We start from the raw sequence: 19,213 nt of genomic DNA, 5'->3' as shown, positions 1-19,213 counted from the left end.
TAGCTTTAATTAAAGATTTTTAAAAGACTTATCCTTTCTTTTTCAAAAGATCGTATAAATGTTCCAAAAATGTTTGAAATAACGTGATTGAAATTCCCATTTTTTGGTAATTTTCTAAAATTGATTGGATTTCCATTAGTAAATAACCAATATACAAGACGGACAGTAACACGATTCCCGTTTTCCCTGGAATAATTAGGGCAACTGGAAGAAAAAAGACTAAAAGAATCATACTTGCTACTTTGCGAATGATACCGTTAATCCCTTTTTTGGAAAGAATTTCCTGGTGCATCTTAGCCGCTAGCACACCACTCACAAAATCGATCACCATAGCAATCGATAAAACAGAGAGTAAATACAAGATATTTTGTTCCTTCATCAATGCAATTAATTCATCAAGTTTCATATGCTCACCTCCTCCTACTCTTATTAACGAGTTGAGCCAACAAATTGTCACAGTTTTTTGTAAATTCTTATTTTGTCAATCAACTTTAACTAGGTTATACTAAAGAAAGAACGTTTACAGGAGGTAAAAACATGCAAATTAAACAAATTCCCACGGGACCGATCCAAGAAAATTGTTATCTTATCTGGGATAAAGATGAACTCTTAATTGTTGATCCAGGTGCAGATGCTGCGCTATTAATTAAGGAAATTGAAGCAACCAAAGCTAAACCACTTAGCATTTTACTAACACATACGCATTACGACCATATCGGTGCAGTCGACGCACTACGTGATGAATATCAAATTCCAGTCTTTGTCAGCCCTTTAGAAAACGCTTGGTTAAGTGATCCTGTTTTAAATTTATCCAGTCGTCATCCTGAACTAGGTGGTCTAATTGTCCGACCGGCAGAGCAAGAATTTGAATTAAAAGAGTACACGATTGGCGATTTGCACTTCCGCGTCGTTCCAACTCCAGGACACTCTCATGGTAGTGTAAGTTTCGTCTTTGACTCATTTGTTGTGAGTGGTGATGCGCTCTTTAAAGGTAGCATTGGGCGAACGGACTTACATACAGGAAACCTAGAGCAATTATTAGATAGTATCCAAACACAATTGTTCACCCTTCCTGAGCATTACAAAGTCTATCCTGGTCACGGCGATTCAACAACCATCGGCTTCGAAAAAACAAACAATCCTTTTTTTAATCGCTAAATAAAAAGAATCGAGGAAGAGAAAATGACAAAAACAGAGTTATACGTTGTAAGACACGGAAAAACCATGTTCAATGCGATTCAACGCGTTCAAGGCTGGTGTGATACACCTTTAACGCCGGATGGAACTCAACGAATCCATGCGCTAGGACGGGGATTAAGAGACTACAATTTTGTTGCGGCGTATTCAAGCGATAGTGGTCGTGCGATTGAAACAACTCGAATTATCTTAAGTGAACTCGAAAATGGTTCACAAATTCCCTATCATTTAGATAAGCGCATTCGTGAATGGTGTTTTGGTTCATTAGAAGGCGGCTATGATGCTGAAATGTGGGGTGTTATCCCTCGTGTTTTAGATTTTAATTCTTATGATGAGATGATTGCCAATCAAACAAGTTTTGAAGATATCTGTAATGGCATTTATACCGCTGATACGGCAAACTGGGCTGAGACTTATGAAGAATTATCGTTTCGAATCCGTACAGGGATTGAAGACATTGCCCACCGCGTTGAAAAAAATGGTGGCGGTAAGGTTCTCGTTGTTTCTCACGGATTAACAATCGCTCTTCTTCTTCATTTAATCAATGAAGAAAACAATGTTCGTATTGATATCGACAATGGTTCTGTCACCCGTTTAACCTATGAAAATGGTACCTTTACGATTCATGAGATTGCTGATCGTCAATATTTTCAAAAAGGTGAAAAGATAACTGAATAACATTTATTAAGAAAAGATAAGTTCGTTGTACTAACGGCTTATTTTTTTTGAAATTGCTTGGTATTTAAAAATAGAAACGGTATACTTACATTTGTGATTATTTATCTAGAGGAAGGAATGAAATTATGGAGTTTATTGAATTACTCAAAGCGATTGCTTTAGGTATCATTGAAGGTATTACAGAATGGTTACCGATTAGTAGTACGGGACATCTGATTTTGGCAGATGAATTTATTAAATTAAATCAAACGCCGGAATTTATGTCGATGTTTAATGTCGTCATCCAATTAGGTGCCATTATGGCTGTGGTGGTCCTTTATTTTAACAAATTAAATCCCTTTTCATTATCGAAAACAAAAGAGGAGAATAAAGAAACTTGGTCACTGTGGTTTAAAGTAGTCGTAGCAATCATCCCTTCAGCGATTATTGGCTTACCCCTTGATGACTGGTTGGAAGAAACCTTCCACCACTTCTTACCTGTAGCATTAATGTTGATTATTTATGGTGTCGCCTTTATCGTAGTTGAAAAGCGGAATCGGACTAAAACACCAAAAGTAACTGATTTAAATCAAATTACGTATCAATTTGCTTTAATGGTCGGTTTCTTTCAAGTTTTAGCGTTAATTCCAGGAACGTCTCGTTCGGGAGCAACAATTTTAGGTGGAATCTTGATCGGCGCCTCACGTTTTGTCTCTGCTGAATTTTCATTTTTCCTTGGTATCCCAACGATGTTTGGTGCAAGCTTACTGAAAATTGTTAAATTCTTAGCCACCGGCAACAGTTTTGACTTAAATGCGACGATTATTCTCTTAACCGGTACGATTGTATCATTTGTAGTCTCAATCCTGGCCATTCGCTTCTTAATGAATTATATTAAGAAAAATGACTTCTCAGCGTTTGGTTGGTATCGAGTAATCTTAGGAATTATTTTAATTGGCTATTGGTTTATTTAATCAAAAAAGGACATCGAATTTGTTTTCGATGTCCTTTTAAATTACGTATTTTTAATTATCATTCCGTCAATCACGTCGACAGATATCTCGCATTCGTTGACAATTTTTTCGAATCGATCAAAAATTTCTTTCCACTTAATAATTTCGATTGGATCTTTTTCATTACTGAAAAGTTCCCGCTTCAGACTACTATACAGCAAGTCTGCTTCCGATTCGATTTGATTGACCTCTAAAATAAGTTGCTTCATTTTTTTAGAATTTTTAAATTTTGGAAACTCTAAAATCGCGTAGTGAACCCCTTTTACAGCTTGATTAACATGACTCGCAAAGACGTCTGCCCCAGGTCGAATCTCTGTGATTACTAAGTTCTGGAATAGATACGTCATCGCATTAATACCGTCAATAATATTATCCAGGCGTTCTGAAATAATTAAGATATCTTCTCGATCAATCGGCGTAATGAATGCGTCATACAACTCATTCGTTAACTCGTCAATTAATTGATCGTTCTCTTTTTCTAATTGGTGAACGACCTCCGAATCGACTTCAATTGTTTCAGGATTAAATGTTTGAACAATTTGTTCTAAATGTTCAGCTGCTAAATGTGCATTTTTTGCTAATAACTCCATTGTTTGAAAATAATTATATTGTTTTTTTCTAGCCATGATAGTCCTCCTTAAAAAATAGATATAAATAATTTTGCCATTGCGTATGCGATAAGCCCACAACCTGGAAAGGTCATTACCCACGCAAAGAGCATTTCTTTAACGATTTTCCAATCAACACTCGATAAACGTTTCGATGCTCCAACTCCCATGATTGCCGTTGTTTTAGTATGTGTTGTTGATACGGGAATCCCTAAGATTGAAGCCAGAAACAAACAAATTGCTGCCGCAAAATCCGCAGAAAACCCTTGATACGTTTCGAGCTTAACCATGTCCATTCCTACAGACTTAATGATTCGCATCCCACCTACTGAGGTCCCGATTCCCATCGTAATAGAAGACAAAGCCATGACCCAAATCGGGATTACAAAACCATTCCCAGTCTTTTCAGCTAAATCGTTATAAAATAGCGCCAACATGAAAACACCCATAAACTTTTGTCCATCTTGAGCGCCGTGTAAAAAAGCATTCGCTGCGGCGGCACTTGCTTGTCCGTAATGAAAGAATTTATTCGCTTTACGTCTAGGTACATGTTGGAAAATTAAGACCATTAGTTTCGTAATTACGAAGCCACCACCAAAACCTAAAACGGTTGAGACAACAAGCCCGATTAATACTTTCTTCCACTCACCCATGTTTACTGCACCTAATCCTCCAAGCGCCATAGCGGATCCTGTCAGCCCGGCAATCAACGCATGTGACTCACTCGTCGGGATACCAAAGTACCACGCCGCCACGGCCCAGACAACGATTGCAAATAAAGAGGCAGCTAAGGCGATTTGTGCCGATTGCACACCTTGACTGTCAAAAGATACAATATTACTGATTGTCTCTGCTACCTGAGCGTTGAACATCGTCATGATTAATGCCCCTAAGAAATTCATCACAACTGCAATCCAAATCGCCGTATTCGGTTTCAAAACACGAGTTGAGACAGCTGTTGCAATCGCATTTGGAGCATCTGTCCAACCGTTGACAAAAATAACACCCATTACTAAAATGATTGTTACAATTAAAGCTAGATTCAAATTTAACACCACCAGTTATTTTTTTCATTCTCATCATAGCATAACTAGACAATCGATTGATAGCGCTTTATAAATATATTTTTGATAAAAAGGAATTTTTTTCGTGTTAAGTAAAAATTCTTTAAGAGCTTTACAGTTAATTAACTACCTATAAGCGCACTTAACGTTGATATAACAGTAATCTTAAAAAAATCGATATTGATAAGAACTAGTAAATACAGATAGAGATACAGACAAAAGCACAGACCTTTTATATATAAAAATCCACCACTGCTTAAATAAAATAAACGAATTACTGAATGAATCCTATTTCTAATAAAGAAATCAGGGTTTTTTTATTTTGATTTCTTTAAAAACTTAATCTTTTGTTCGCTTCCAAAACAGAACAAACGTTCGTATAATTAAGCCATAATTAACTGATAAGTGGTGATAATGATGTATTTTAATTATGACTTAGAACCTCGAACGGATTACCTATGTATCGATTGTAGGTCGTTTTATGCGAGTTGCGAAGCAGTTATGAGAGGATTGCACCCTTTGGAAACAATGTTGGTAGTTTTAAGTGGCGCTGATCGTCCGGGTGGACTTGTACTATCGGCGTCTCCTAAAGCAAAGGAAGTGTTAGGTATTTCGAATGTCACGAGAAGCTATGATGTTCCAAAGCACAAGGACCTTGTTATCGCTCCCCCGCGCATGTATGAATACATTAAAATAAATATGTTGATTTTAGAAACTATTCAAAAATATGTCCCAGCAGAAGATGTCCATGTTTATTCAATAGATGAACTTTTTATACGATATCAGAATGTTAAACGCTTATACAATAATGCTGATGTCAAATTATTCGCTAGAGCATTAATGAAAAAAATATTTGAAGCTACCGGTATTTATACAGCAACTGGTATTGGTGATAATATGTTGCTTGCGAAATTACCTCTTGATAACGAAGCAAAGAAGAACGCTGACTCTATCGCAATATGGCGTTATGAAGATGTACCGAGTAAAGTTTGGGGTATCAAGAAAATGACCGATTTTTGGGGAATTGGTAGCAGAACAGAGAAGAATCTAAAAGGTAAAGGAATAATGACGATTGAAGAATTGGCCAACTATGATCCCTACCGCTTAAAAAAATCGATGGGATTGATTGGTGCCCAATTACATGCTCATGCGAATGGCATTGATCGCAGCCAAATCGGACAAGAATATAAACCTGTTGAAAAAAGTCTTTCTAACTCTCAAATTTTATTAAAAGATTATGACGATCCTCGAGACATCAAAGTCATCATCCGAGAAATGTCTGAGTTGATTGCAGCCCGAGTTCGTCATATAGGTGCACAGACATCTACAATTGGATTGTTTATCGGGTATTCTAAAATCGAATGCATACATGGATTTTCTAAACAGATGAAAATATTACCCACTAATAATTCTAAAGTCATTACAAGTTATATGTTAAAAATATTTGAGGATAATTATCGACCTGGTTTATTTGTACGACATATTGGGGTTAGTTGCTCACACTTTAGTTACGACACGCATATACAGTTAAGCTTATTTGATGATATTGACCAACAAATAAAGCAAGCTAAAATAGATATATTAACAGATAAAATTCGAGAAAAATTTGGATTTGCAGCAATCATTCACGCAAGTTCCCTTTTGGAAAACGCAACAGCAGTCAGCCGCTCACAAAAAATTGGCGGGCATTAGGAGGAAAAATCATGCAAACATTAAAAGGATCAGTATCAAAAGTAAAGATACTAAAATTGTCGCAATCCCCTCTCGTCAGATTTAGTTTAGATGGAGTCAATTGTTTGATTACTAAGCATAGTCTAAATTTTTTGTATCAAGTACAGGACGGCACTGATTTGGTTATTTGCGGTGCATATAATAGTAGAAATCAATTTGTCGTTAGTAAATTTTGTGTGGTAAATTTGAAAGGAGTAGGTGTATAGATGTAAATATTTTTTTCAAGCGCAGGTTAGAGAAAATTACTAAATAATGTATTAACTAAACCTAGAGGTAAAACAGATTTTGAAATCTCTCAAGAGTTCCTAATTGATAAAGAGATTAATACGCTCGTAACAAGGTATATTATTTATGTTCATTTAAGAATAAGTAAATCCAGATGGTCACTGACAGACACCTGGATTTATTTTTTGTCTGTTATAAATATTCGTGTTCTCTCAACACACCTTTTGCGGTACATTTTAAATTCCGAATCATATTCTTTCTATTTAAAATTATTTCTACACTTTTTATTCTATCATCACCATCAGATAAAATACTGATCTTTGAATCAATAGATGAGTAGCGAAAATTTAAATCCACATTTTCCCCATATCGTTTGGATAATCTTTTAATTACATCCTCATGTGAATAATCCCCTTGATGATACAATTTGCACCGTATCAAATACATAATTTCCCCATCAATCTTATTTAATTTAAGGACATCTGAAGTGTTGGGGTTTTTATATGGGTATAAATTTTGATCGTACCATTTTTTATACCTCTTACCTACGACCCCATTTTTTTTACCTCTTAAACTAGGATACTCTATCTGCCCTGCTATATCTGGTATCGACAGACTACAAAAAAATGCTGCTTGTTCTGCATTTTTAAGTATAGCATCGTCTATTGTTTCTACAATATTTTTTAACGCATCTAATAGCTGTCTTGTTTCCGCTTCGATTGCTTCTTCCATTGAAAAACCCCTCCCATTCACAGTTTACTTTACTTAAGGTTGACAATTAAGTCAATAATGCAAAAAAAGCCGGTCAATCCATTTAAGGACGACCGGCTTTTGAATTAAATCATTTTATTAACTAACGCTTGGACCACGCTAGGATTGTAACCCGTAGCTTTTAACTTGTTAATACGGGTTTGACCATCTCCCCATCCGCCAAAACCTAAAGCAATTTCCTTGGCCACTTCCTGATTGGTTTTCTTAGGATTTGATGTACCAAGCAGTTTTTTATTAACATCATCTTGTACCTTTTTAGCGTTGTAACCTGCTTTGTTTAAGCGATTGATACGGTCTTGACCTGTACCCCATTTGCCGGCAATAACCTCATCACGAATGGCAGTAGCGGATAATAATTTAGGTTTGATTGGTTTTTGTAGAGCTGGCTTAACTGGGTCTTTTGGTTTTGCCGGTTTGTTACCAATCGTTTCCCCTGTGATAGCTTGAATTAATTCTTTTGCTAGCGAATCAACGTTTTTAGTTAGTGATTGAATCTCTTTATCGTTAGTGATAAAACCTAATTCCAATAATCGGTAATTCTGACCACGATCTGCATAAATATTTAAGTTATATAAGTTATCACGCTTGTTGACACCTTTTTTATCTTTAACGCTTCCCCACCAACCAGCATAATTTTTGATTACATTAGCTAGTGCTAAGTCGTTGGAATCGGGATTAAAGCGATTTGAGATAATCACATGGCCACCCGTCGCTGTTTTGTTACTTGAGGCATCTTCGTGGATTTCTGTCACGCTTGCAACTTTCGGCGTAGTATAAGCACCTTTACCGAGTTGAGACTGTTGATACATATCTTTCGTAATGTCGTAAAATGTCACTTTGCTATTTTCTAGCAACGCAGCATATTTCTTTAAAGCTGGAAGTAAGACATTACGATTCCAATCTCGTTCGTTAAGACCTAATTCTTTATTTACTCCGCCTGGATCACCAGCACCATGACCTAAAACGATTAAATGTTCTTGCATGATAAATTCCTACTTTCATTTTTAATTTTTTGTACTAAAAAAGGACTAGCAATCGCTAATCCTCATCACTTTTATCGCCATCTTTTAAATAGCCAATCTGCTTATACATTTGATTACCTAACACTGCGACACCTGTCACTAATACCGCCTGTGCAATCGTATGAGAAGTAAATCCACCCAAAATTAACGGTGTCATTAACAAGCTAATGCCCAATAAAACAAATGGGATTAACTCATTGCGAATAAAACTACTTTGTTTGATAAACGACCCCAATACCAACAAGACTGGAATCATAATCATTCCGTCTTTTGCAATAAATTCTAAAATATTTTCCATGTTTAACTACCCCCAATAAATTTTGATATAACAATGACGATAACAGACACGCAGATACCAGCAATCGTCCGCCACGTCCACTTTTGATTTTCTTTTAATTCGTTGATGTCTGATTCATTGTTGACTGACTTGTGCCAAGCATCTGTAGCTTTTGCTGATACATCACTAATATTCTTTGTGTTTTCTTCAATTTTTGTTAATCGTTGCAGTACTTCGTGCCATAAATTCGGTTCTTTTTCCATTTGACACCTCCTCATAAAATTAAAAGAGCAACGCTAAGCGCTACTCTAAACTGTCAACCAACTCACCATTTTTTGTCGTGCGATTGGATCAAAATCTGTACGGCGTAAATCATCTAATGTTTGCCCTTCGTCCAAATCGGACGGCGAAACAACTACCTGTGTGTTAAATTGATTTCCACCTTCGTATTTCTGATATTTGACCTCTACTGTTTTTACTTCGCCCGTCTGTTCGTCGATTTGGTAAGTTAAACCTGTCATTTTGATTTCCATATTATTTTTCCTCCTCAATATTCGCATCGTATGCTTCTAGCAATTCGTATAACCCTTGTCCTGTTTGCCCATCAATTTGACCCTCGTAATTTTCGAGGTAGTCCATGATGTCTTTGATTCGATTGGCATATTCGCCGTAAACGATCGTTGCTTCTTCTTCCAGTAATTCATCCAACTGTCTATTGATTTCTTTTGTGTCTTTGTTATCAAACGTATACTTGTCATTGCCATTCGGAATATAGTTGCCTTCATCATCTTTCTTCCCAAATTCCTGAAAAATGGCTTCTCGGTCTGCTTCCCACTCCTTGATTTTTTTAAGAATCAAATCGAGTAACTTAAATTTCCCACGATTGATTTTTTGATTGCTAGTTGGAATGTTGTAAACGGCGTTGTGGATATTCGCCAAAGATTTATTTTTTAATGTTAGTTGTTTCATTAATTTTTTCCTCCTAAAATAACCTTACGCCGATTGACGTAATTCTTGGATTTCGTTTTTTAATTCTTGGATTTCATTTTTGAGTTGCCAAATGTCATTGGCGTGGTTGCCTTTAATTCGAGAGATTTCATTGTTTATTTTCGTATTTTTTAGATCCAATTCCTGAATCGCCTTCCATGCTAGACTGTTCATGGCGTATTGCTCCACACCATCACCGTCAATGATTTCAGATGGTGTATTATAACCACTGCCAATAACTAAACCAATTCTTGTTTTTTGTTCGCCACTTTCTAACTCTGATTTTAGGTTGTATTCATAAATGTCGGAATTGCGAATAATACTCAATGCGCTAGATTGTCGCTTACGTATATTTGTTTTAAATACTTCCAACGAACCTGTTGGAAAGGCTGACGCACGAACAGCAACATATGAACCAGCACTTGAAACTTTGGTTGCTCTAATTTCGTTACCTTGTAGATAAACCGGTTGAGTATCTCCACTTGAACGTAAAACAGAATAGCCATTCATAGATTCAAAAGTTGCGTTTGTGTTTCCTCCCCTAAAATGACTAGCTCTTATTGCTAGGTAGTTACCTACACCACCCGCAGTCCGCACTTTAGTTACCGCGACTTCATATCCATCTGAAGGCTGTAAGAATACATGATTTTCATTACTTCGAACAACTACGTAACTAGTCAACGAGGTCAACGAACCTTCTGCTTCTACGAAAAAATCTTTTGCTCGAATACGCCCGTTTGCAATCGACATATTTCCGTCAGCACCACTGTTAAAGAATGAGGTACCTGTGATTGATCCTCCGTTAATGTATGCACCATTAATCGTGTGACCTGTTAACGTACCTACGCTAATCTTCGAAGCATCCAAACTAATAATCTTCGCACTCGCAATACTTGCGTTTGCTATCTTAGCGCCACTTACTGCTAAATCTGCAATGTGCGCTGTTTTGATAACGGCATCTGATATTTTTGTATTACCATCTAACCAAATGTTTTTACCTGCAATTAAAACACCTTCAGGCGACAAATTGATTTGCGTTAAAATATTGGACGTGTCTGCAACTTTCGCCCAAGCAGTCCACGTGGTGCTATTTCCCCTACGCTGATAAACGCCATCATCTGCTTTAGCGGTTTGTTCAATGTTTCCACCGCTTGCGTCGTTCCATCTCACATCAGTTTCCAATAACACATATGTTCCCGTGGCTTGAGTTAATCCAATTACAGTTCTATTTTTTAGCTCCTTAGCCATCTGTTTAGGATAGTTGCTAAAGTACCATTGCGGTGTTTGGTTGTCATTTCTTGTGTCTTTAACAGATTTATCACTTAGAATTTCCGCAGTTACTTGGTTTTTGGTTAACCTTAATGCAATGTCACTACCCAAACTTGCAATCTGCGACGTATGACCATTAGCAAGCGCCGTTGTGGTAGACCATTGACCTTCAAGTTGCGTTACTTGAGTTTTGTCAGCTTTGCCTTGGACGATAGTGTTAAATCCTTGAACTGTTTGTTCGAGGGAACTAAACATTGTCACTCTACCGATAAACCTACTAACTGTTAGTCCGACAGGATAATGTCCGATATGATTCCACAAGCTAACCATTGGTTTACCCACTTCACTTAGATATATCTTGATGTGGTTAGAAATTTCCCCGCCACTATCAATAATTTCTAAACTCCATCCTCCACCAGCGCCTACTTCTAACTTTGGTGTTAACCTTGCTAGAATTTTTGTGGGAGTGGAAGTATTATTTACTATTTTACCTGTTATTTCATAAGTATAAATATCAATTAATGGACTACCGTCAATGTTAGTTATCTCTTTTGGATTCGCAGTGTTTGTTAAATATTCTTTATACCAACTACTTACGCTTTTCTCGACTTCAGTAACTAAGCTATTCAACCCACTGAAACTACTCTGCAAGCTACCAATCTGGGTTGTATGTCCATCAGTCTTAGTATTCAGTGCGGATATCTTACCTGCTTCAAGTTTAAGTTGACTGTCCAAACTGTTGACAGTGCCAGTTAGTGTGTTGACCTCTGTCTTAGTTGCACGTGCCTGTATGTCCGCTTTATTTTGGTTAATCTGCGTGGACTGTGTGTTGACAGTACCTTGCAGTGTGTCAAAAGTTTGCTGACTGACTTTGCGTGACAGTTCACCGTTGATGTCGCTGATTTGTACTTGGACGTCTTCGGGTGCAGCACTCCAAGGCGTTGCTTTACTGCCTTTTTCTATTTTTATTTTAGACTCTTCAGGTGTAACCCCTTCAGGAAGAATGAAAGTTAATCTCATGAACTTCGGAGCCTTGTCTTCAGGTATTCCTGATGCTGGTTTGTTAGTTAACAACGACCCGTCTTGTGGTATTTTAAAAGTATCAGCAAGTGTCCCAAACTCAGAACTAATATACGTTTTATCTTTATTGAAAAGAAAGTATTGATTGTTAACACCTTTAAGACTACTTCTTGTATATATATCTCCAGAGTTTATAGCTATATAGTCGCTGACATACCATCTGGTTTGTGGTGTTAATTTAGCTAAAGCCCACGTTAATCCAAAATTGAAGGAAGCACCGGAAGATAACCATAAATTTCGATTCTCATAACTCAAATTATTATAAGCATCCAACGCACTCTTCGCATCTGTTATCGCTGTATTCGCATCTGCTACCGCCTGTCCAGCTAATGATGCAGCGGTGTTTGCTTGATTTTTGGCGAATCCTGCGTCTGCAATTGCTTGGTTGGCGTTGTTGATTGCCGTGTTTGATTGGTCGATGGCGGTTTGGACTTCTTGTTCCATCTCGTCGATTTTAACACCTATTTGTCTAAACGTATCAGCATCTAACACGACTTTCCAAATGGTTCCAGTCCAGACAAGCATATCTTCGCTTGTGCCGTTTGGCTTATACCAGGTATCACCCACTTTTGTTGCAGTCGGTTCACCCAAACCATTTTCGCCATACAAACCGTAAAAAACGGTGTTGTTGCCATCGGCGGATGTGATTGCATAATTGACTTGCGTACTGATCTCTTTGATTGCTTTTTGTTGCTCTTGCATCTGACCGACAAGCGACATTCGCTTTTGACCAATTTCAATTTCATCGTATGATTCAGTTAAGACATTCCACACTGTACGAATCACTTTTGCCACCGTATTTACACCCAATTTAGGATAATAAACACGGACATCATCACATAGATTGACTTGCTCTAAAAAGGCGTATTCCGCATAATCTGCTGACTTGGATAAGTCAACGAATGATACTTTAATCGAGGTGCTAGGTACGCCGATTTCATTTGCTTTGATGTATTGATTCGCCAGTGCTAACAGTCGTGCTTTTGTCGGTACTTCGTCGTGGCCAAACTCACTACTAAAATCAACGGGCAATGTTACTCTGTTTGGATATTTATTGACGTGTTGACTGTCTACGACATATCCATCAACGTGTACGACTATTTCTCGTTCTTTGTCATCAGTGTAAATTGCATACGGTGCAATAGATGTATAGGTATTCGCTATATTTCTTTCTTGTTCAAAATCAGTGATATTTCGACCGTAAGCCAATACCGTTTTAGCGGTTGTTCCACGTTTTTGTAGCAAACTAATGTGATAGTTGTCAAAGCGGTATTCGCCGCCCCAAACGTCTAAAATTGAACCTGCCACACCACCAAGTGCCATTCGTGGATTTTCCACTTTATCGATACGCCATTTCGTTTTATTGCTTGTCGGTATGTCACTATCAACGACAAATGGATTGGCTTCAACGATCGATGCTTTCCACTGTGATAAAGCCACTTGTGCACTACCAGTGATACTTACTTCTGGTTTGATTGTCAATTCTCGTGATAGATAACTCACGTGTTCCGCGTAGATTTCTGCTTTTCCGTTGTGGTTCGGCACGATTCTTTTAATTCGAAAACGTTGATCTTTTAATAGATGGTCAGCATCGGCTTTAATAATGTAGTTTTCCAAGGCCAATGGAAAAAGAGGGCTATCTGTTAAGATTTCCCCCTCGAAAATATAGATGCCATTGCGTTCTTGCGTGACCGTCGCTTTTAACATTTGAATTGGTCCTAGACCTAAAGTAAAAAAGTCAGTGGCATCGCCTTTGTATAAAATAGGATACTTACTCACACGATCACTTCCCATCTAGGGATAATCTTGATTTCGGTAATCGTTCCCGTTTTTGTGACAGCATGTGTACCAGGTTGGATTGGCGGTAATGGATAAGTCGTGATTTTATCCCACGCGCTTACGCCGCCAGTCAAATTTGTGACAACATCGAGTAACGTATCAATCACGATTCCGCCATCAACGTTTTTAAACTCCCACAAAGATGAACCAATTTTTAAGGTAATGTTTCCTGTGCCTTTGATGATGATTTTTGGCCGTGCTTGACGCTTGGTTGGATTACTGATTGTTGAGCCTAGAATTGATTCAGCTAGACCTGTTTTTAGGAATTTGTAAGGTTTGCATACGAATGTCAGTATCGCCTTCTCGTATTCTTCCGATGTTGATTCAAAGTCATATTCATCAATAAAGATCGCTTGATAAATATAGTTTGGATCAATGCTTGTTGTTAATTGTCCCCAATGGGCATCCTGTTTTAACCAATTGGAGACTCTTGTGATTTTTTCTTGGCTGTAATTATCCATCAAGACGTAGAACTTTTTCGGTACATTTTTTAGTTTTCCGTCAGACATCAAAATTTCGCCATCCATTCCATCAATCGGAACAAATTCACCTTTGATTTGAGGACTAGTGAAAGAAATGTCTTCCGATATCATCAAATCAAATTCTGTCGATTTTTGACCTTTGTATTCAAAATAACCAATCATCCGCCTAATCCTCCTCCTTCAATTTGTGCTAACCAACCTAAATCGCTGTTTAGATTTCTTAGGTCTAGGTCTTCTATATTTCCTTGGGTATTTACGTTTATTTCTGGTTTTAATCTCGCTATTGTATTTAACATTTGGCGCATTAAAGAAACTAACTCCCGATTATCATTTTGAATGACTGTCGTTGTTTCAATGTTTCGATTATTGACCGCTTCAAGATTCTTAACGAGTGTGGAATTTTTCGGAATACCTACACCTTCAGCATAACGTGGAACCATTTGCTTCGTTTGTGCTGCAGTGTAAACTTTAGATCCTCGTGGTAAATCAAGCATGACGTTTCTGCCTTGTGGGATATACGTTTCTCCGGTTGGGTGTTGCACTAACTCACGATACATCGCCCCACGTTGGTCATTGACCATCGCTAGTCCACCTGGATGAAAATTAGTTCCTGTTGCATTTTTTGTGAATTTTTCAGTGATCCATTGGGTGATGTTTTTTGTAACGGTTGTTAATGTGATTTTCTTATCACCTTGGCGTCCAAAAGTTTGAACAGCTCCTGTTGCTTTTCCTGCGTTCCAACTTGCATCATCTACTGCTTTTAAGTACTTAACTTTGGCTGTTGCTCTCTCAAAGTTATTCACACTTCCAACACCTGTCCTTGACGCATTTTGAACATTAGTCGAATCACCAGTTAAAATTTTATTCTTTGGATTGTTGTTATGAAAATTACTTAGTGCTGTTTCAGCTTGAATCGACTGATTAATGACGCTTGTTGCATCGCCTAACAATGTTTTTAGTCCAGGTTCATTTTTATTAAAAGTATCAATAGATAATGTTCCATCTTCAACTTTTGCCATTAAATCTTGATTTTCAGCAACTAAAGCTTTTATTTGCGGATCTAATTTAATCCAAGCATTCATTGTTTCGGTTGATGCAAATACTTTGCTAGATAAATCGGTGTTATTTCCCAACATCATTTTTTCTGTCATAGGCATCTTTTCCCAAGCGCCATAAACTTCTTTTGATGTTGCAACTTTCTCTAACAAATCTGTGTTTTCAGCTAACATTATTTTTTCATCATTTGGTATCGATTGCCAACGCTTGAAATTCTCATTAGACTCATAAATTTTAGTTAGTAAATCATAGTTTTCACCTTGGAATTGTTTTACTGTATCTGGTATTTTTTTCCAATCAGCCATTTTTTCCTCTGACTGACCTACTGCAGAAATGAGCTTTTGATTCTGTGCATCTAGTTCTTTTACTTCAGGTTGAAGTTCGTTCCAAAGCCCGATGTTAAAAACAGTTTCCGCCATCATTTCTGGTGTATTTGATTCAATAACTGCCTTTTTTTGATCAAAAGTTAACTTTTCCCAGTAACCCTTTGCTTGGAGTGTTTGAGTCATGGTTTGGGTTACATTACTATCAAGTAATGCCTGTTGTTCTGTAAAAGACATTTGTTCCCATTTTCCATTTGCTATTGCAGCTTCTGCAATCATCATTTTGACATCTGAGCTAACGTTGGCATCTTTTGAAATCCACATCAGCTGATTCCAACCTTTTTCAGATTTGGCAGCCTTATTCACTTCCTCTTGGGCATTTGTACTAACTTCTCCCGTTTTAGGATCTAAAATTAAATCATTCCAGAATGACCCAAATGCATTAGATTGATCTAACGTTAAAGCAATTTCTTTTTTATTGCTATCAGCAGCTTCTTTCACCGCTTGAGAAAAATTCCCAAATGATTCAACAAGTTTTTCGTTATCTTCGATGAGATATTGACTGGCGTTGGCTGTTTCAGAAATCATTTGACCACTCGCAAGATGGACAACATCGATTAGTTCTGGGTAACGCTCTAATATCATTGCCATCTGGTCTTCAGTGATAGTTGCCGCACTCTCTCCACTTTTCTTTAATAGTTCCAGTTGACTTTTAGCGTATTCACTATTTAAATCATACCCTGCATCGACTAATCCAGTTTCTAAGTCTTTTACCATATTGGCGTACTCGGTTTTCGAACCGTTTCTTTGTTTTCCTAAATTGCTTAACCATTCAGCTGCTTGTTCTTTTGAAGCAGTTGTGACATCCCCGGTCATAGCTGCAAGGATTTTTTTTGTTTCTGTTTCACTTTTTCCTAGCGATTGAACATACGCAACTGAAGACTCTTCAGATAAAGCTCTGATTCTTACCGCATCTGCATAACTAAGCTCACGATTGTGTTTGGAAGCATCTTCTCTAATTTCAGCAATTTTTTCATTGTTTTTTTGAACAACTTCTAAATATTGTTCTTGATGAGCTACTTCTTCCTCTGTGATTTTTTCTGATGCTTTTTTCACATCTTCAGGCATTAAATCAACTAGTTCTTTTAAAGTCCTAATTTTAGCAATCATATTCGTTTCAATAGATTCGCCCATTTTAGCGAAATTTTCAGCCAGCGATTGTGTATTTTCCGTCAGCCCTTGTTCTAGTAATCTAAATTGCCCGATTGCTTCACCACTATAGGTTTTCACTTCCGTTAATGCATCACCCGTTGCTTTACCGACATCGATACCCCAGTCCTTGGTACGCTGTGCGGAATTGTAAGCTTCTTCTCCCCACAACTTCCAAGCACCATAACCGACTGCCAAGGCACCACCAACTCCGACAACTCCTAAAATTGCTGGAGTTAACGGACCCAGAACGCCCATCATCGCACCTAAACCTGCTGGACCAGATGCAGTTGCAGCCGCTCCACCAAATTTACCGACAGTTCCAACGCCACCACCAAGTGTCGTTAATAAATCACCTGCAGAAACATTGCCATCAGCAAAAGCTTTTGTAACTTCCGTGATTGCTTTTTTCTTGGCCATACTCGCGGATAATTCAACGAAGGATTTCCCTACGCCACCAATTCCACCGGATAATTTACCAGTGATTGATAGTAGAGGACCGGCAGCTGCAGCCGTGGCTATTAAACCAAGTATCATTTTTTGTGTTTTCGGATCAGCATCGCTAAAGGCTTTTGCTAAATCACCAAGACCCTTTATTAGAGGTTTACTTACCGCTAAACTATCTCGTAATGCATCCACGAATGGACCACCTAAATCGATAGCAGTATCAACGACTTCGTTTTTCAGCATTTTTAATTTTGATTCTGTTGTTTCATAACGTTTATTTGCTTCTTCAGTTAAAGCCGTGTTTTCCTTCCATGCTTTGTTTCCTTGTTTGACTGCACCTTCAAAAACGCCTGAAGCATTTGCTGCACGTAATAAACTATCACGCAAACGTACTTCGGTAATGTCCATATCATCCAAAACGCGAATTGCTGACTTTCCTTGCTTTTCAGCGTTGGCCAGGCCTTCAACGAATTTCATAATGGCTTTCGATGGATCATTTTTAAACAATTCAGCAAATTCCATATTTGTCATGCCAGCAACTTCAGAAAATTGATGTAATGCAATGGCAGACTTATCTGCTTCTTTATACATTTTTCCAAGTTGTTTCGAACTAACTCCTAAAGCACTTGCCATACCTTTTTGCGCTTTTCCACCCGTTTGAACTGCAGTATTTACATCATTTAACGTATAACCGGCCGCTCGTGCCATCGCATCTAATTCATCAAATGCGACTGAACCTTTTTCGGTTGCTAATTGCATATTGACCATGACTTTAGAAAATGCGGAACCACCCGCTTCGGCTTCCACCCCCACGGAACTTAAAGCAGCAGCGAATCCCATTATTTCGCCCTCTGACATACCAATTTGTTTCCCGGCACCTGCAAGGCGTAATCCCATATCAACAATTTCTTGCTCAGTAGTAGCAAAATTATTCCCGAGATCAACAACAACGGAACCTAATTTACCAAAATCTTTTTGGCTCATTTGAGTGATATTGGCAAATCGGGCTAAAGAAGTTGCGGCAGATTCTGCGCTCATGTTTGTAGACTCACCGAGATCAATCATTGTCTTAGTAAATCCGACAACATTGTCCGTTTGAATCCCTAACTGACCGGCAGCTTCTGCAGTTGCGGCAATTTCTTTATGACTCGCTGGTAGCTCTTTCGCTAACCCACGCAAACCATCTTCTAAATCTTTAAATGAATAAACGACTTTTCCATTTTTTCCCACGACTTCATCGTTTGTTTTAAGGACTCCAGCAAAAGCAGATTCCCAACTAATTGCGGCAGTCGTGACAGCTGCAGCTCCAACGACTAATGGAACTGTTAATCCTTTTGTCATTGCAGAACCTGCAGACTCTAATCTTTTACCATGAATAATTAAAGAGTCACTCGCCTTATTAACCGCTCCTGTAAAACCCTCATTTCGAATTTTATACTCGGCCATCGCACCTGCAGTTTGTTGCAACTGGATTTTATAGTTCGCTAATTTTCCATTAGCATCTTGTAGCTGTGCTGCTAATCGTTTCGTTTGTTCTGTTGCCTTACCGTCAACAAAAGAATCATCGTAGGCTTTTTTGAGGTCTTTCACTTGATTCTCTTGTGCACCAATAATTTTGGTCAAACCATCGTACTTTGTTCCAAGTTTGCCTAATTGATTACCCGCCATGTCAGCAATTTTCATATTCGCTGACATTTCTTTTGCTAAATAACTAACTTGTTTTTTACTATTCGCTACTCCACGACCAAAATCAGCATCATCGAGTCCTAGCTTTATGACCATATTTCCTAATGGCGTTGCACCTGACAAGTTCCTACACCCCTTTCACCAATTCCCATAAAGGACGAATTTCTTTTTGTTTTTTCTTCGGTTTTTTATTTGAATCTTTAAGCAAGATTTCATCGATGTCTAAACAATCCGTATTCATGCAATCACGAATTGTCATCGATTGGACGT

17 protein-coding genes are annotated in these 19,213 nt (G+C 37.9%); 5 read left to right on the top strand and 12 right to left on the bottom strand.

The window, feature by feature from the left end:
- Positions 1 to 28 precede the first annotated feature (28 nt).
- Entirely contained in the window at positions 29 to 406 is a 378-nt protein-coding gene (locus tag IEV09_RS02075; RefSeq protein WP_188366592.1) for a phage holin family protein, read from the bottom strand.
- 131 nt (positions 407 to 537) lie between these two features.
- Here IEV09_RS02075 and IEV09_RS02070 point away from each other — a divergent pair, with 131 nt between their 5' ends.
- The 3 genes from IEV09_RS02070 (at position 538) to IEV09_RS02060 (ending at position 2,828) form a co-directional block, all read left to right on the top strand.
- On the top strand, positions 538 to 1,158 hold the full coding sequence (locus IEV09_RS02070; protein WP_188366591.1) for an MBL fold metallo-hydrolase: 621 nt from the start codon (positions 538 to 540) through the stop codon (positions 1,156 to 1,158).
- 24 nt (positions 1,159 to 1,182) lie between these two features.
- Positions 1,183 to 1,875: a histidine phosphatase family protein gene (locus IEV09_RS02065; protein ID WP_188366590.1), complete on the top strand. Its 693-nt coding sequence runs from the start codon at positions 1,183 to 1,185 to the stop codon at positions 1,873 to 1,875.
- A 125-nt stretch (positions 1,876 to 2,000) separates the two neighbouring features.
- Entirely contained in the window at positions 2,001 to 2,828 is an 828-nt protein-coding gene (locus IEV09_RS02060) for an undecaprenyl-diphosphate phosphatase (protein ID WP_188366589.1), read from the top strand.
- Positions 2,829 to 2,869: 41 nt separating this feature from the next.
- On the opposite strand, the gene IEV09_RS02055 is transcribed toward IEV09_RS02060, so the two are convergent.
- Positions 2,870 to 3,493 carry a DUF47 domain-containing protein gene (locus tag IEV09_RS02055; RefSeq protein ID WP_188366588.1) on the bottom strand — a complete coding sequence of 208 codons (624 nt, stop codon included), beginning with the start codon at positions 3,491 to 3,493 and terminating at the stop codon, positions 2,870 to 2,872.
- An 11-nt stretch (positions 3,494 to 3,504) separates the two neighbouring features.
- Positions 3,505 to 4,485: an inorganic phosphate transporter gene (locus IEV09_RS02050; RefSeq protein ID WP_188366760.1), complete on the bottom strand. Its 981-nt coding sequence runs from the start codon at positions 4,483 to 4,485 to the stop codon at positions 3,505 to 3,507.
- 468 nt (positions 4,486 to 4,953) lie between these two features.
- On the opposite strand from IEV09_RS02050, the gene IEV09_RS02045 reads away from it, so the two are divergent.
- Positions 4,954 to 6,231 carry a Y-family DNA polymerase gene (locus tag IEV09_RS02045; protein WP_268234644.1) on the top strand — a complete coding sequence of 426 codons (1,278 nt, stop codon included), beginning with the start codon at positions 4,954 to 4,956 and terminating at the stop codon, positions 6,229 to 6,231.
- Between the two features lie 11 nt (positions 6,232 to 6,242).
- Entirely contained in the window at positions 6,243 to 6,476 is a 234-nt protein-coding gene (locus IEV09_RS02040; protein WP_188366586.1) for a hypothetical protein, read from the top strand.
- A gap of 211 nt (positions 6,477 to 6,687) precedes the next feature.
- On the opposite strand, the gene IEV09_RS02035 is transcribed toward IEV09_RS02040, so the two are convergent.
- The 9 genes from IEV09_RS02035 to IEV09_RS01995 all read right to left on the bottom strand — a co-directional run bounded on the left by IEV09_RS02035 (position 6,688) and on the right by IEV09_RS01995 (position 19,066).
- Positions 6,688 to 7,227, bottom strand: coding sequence for a hypothetical protein (locus tag IEV09_RS02035; RefSeq protein ID WP_188366585.1), 540 nt, complete (start codon positions 7,225 to 7,227; stop codon positions 6,688 to 6,690).
- 104 nt (positions 7,228 to 7,331) lie between these two features.
- Complete coding sequence (locus tag IEV09_RS02030) at positions 7,332 to 8,249, bottom strand: N-acetylmuramoyl-L-alanine amidase (RefSeq protein ID WP_188366584.1); 918 nt, start codon at positions 8,247 to 8,249, stop codon at positions 7,332 to 7,334.
- Between the two features lie 55 nt (positions 8,250 to 8,304).
- Positions 8,305 to 8,586: a phage holin family protein gene (locus IEV09_RS02025; protein WP_188366583.1), complete on the bottom strand. Its 282-nt coding sequence runs from the start codon at positions 8,584 to 8,586 to the stop codon at positions 8,305 to 8,307.
- Positions 8,587 to 8,588: 2 nt separating this feature from the next.
- Positions 8,589 to 8,828, bottom strand: coding sequence for a hemolysin XhlA family protein (locus tag IEV09_RS02020; protein ID WP_188366582.1), 240 nt, complete (start codon positions 8,826 to 8,828; stop codon positions 8,589 to 8,591).
- A 45-nt stretch (positions 8,829 to 8,873) separates the two neighbouring features.
- Complete coding sequence (locus tag IEV09_RS02015; protein WP_188366581.1) at positions 8,874 to 9,098, bottom strand: hypothetical protein; 225 nt, start codon at positions 9,096 to 9,098, stop codon at positions 8,874 to 8,876.
- A 1-nt stretch (position 9,099) separates the two neighbouring features.
- Positions 9,100 to 9,534 carry a DUF1617 family protein gene (locus IEV09_RS02010; RefSeq protein ID WP_188366580.1) on the bottom strand — a complete coding sequence of 145 codons (435 nt, stop codon included), beginning with the start codon at positions 9,532 to 9,534 and terminating at the stop codon, positions 9,100 to 9,102.
- A 24-nt stretch (positions 9,535 to 9,558) separates the two neighbouring features.
- On the bottom strand, positions 9,559 to 13,680 hold the full coding sequence (locus IEV09_RS02005; protein WP_188366579.1) for a phage tail spike protein: 4,122 nt from the start codon (positions 13,678 to 13,680) through the stop codon (positions 9,559 to 9,561).
- On the bottom strand, positions 13,677 to 14,384 hold the full coding sequence (locus tag IEV09_RS02000) for a hypothetical protein (RefSeq protein WP_188366578.1): 708 nt from the start codon (positions 14,382 to 14,384) through the stop codon (positions 13,677 to 13,679). Before IEV09_RS02000 ends, IEV09_RS02005 begins: the two co-directional genes overlap by 4 nt.
- A complete protein-coding gene (locus IEV09_RS01995) occupies positions 14,381 to 19,066 on the bottom strand; it encodes a phage tail tape measure protein (RefSeq protein ID WP_188366577.1) in 4,686 nt (1,561 codons plus the stop codon). The genes IEV09_RS02000 and IEV09_RS01995 overlap by 4 nt, the downstream gene beginning before the upstream one ends.
- Positions 19,067 to 19,213 lie beyond the last annotated feature (147 nt).

Source organism: Enterococcus alcedinis, from assembly GCF_014635985.1.
In the GTDB taxonomy this organism is placed as follows: Bacteria; Bacillota; Bacilli; order Lactobacillales; family Enterococcaceae; genus Enterococcus_I; species Enterococcus_I alcedinis.
This window is presented reverse-complemented; position numbering and strand designations above follow the sequence as displayed.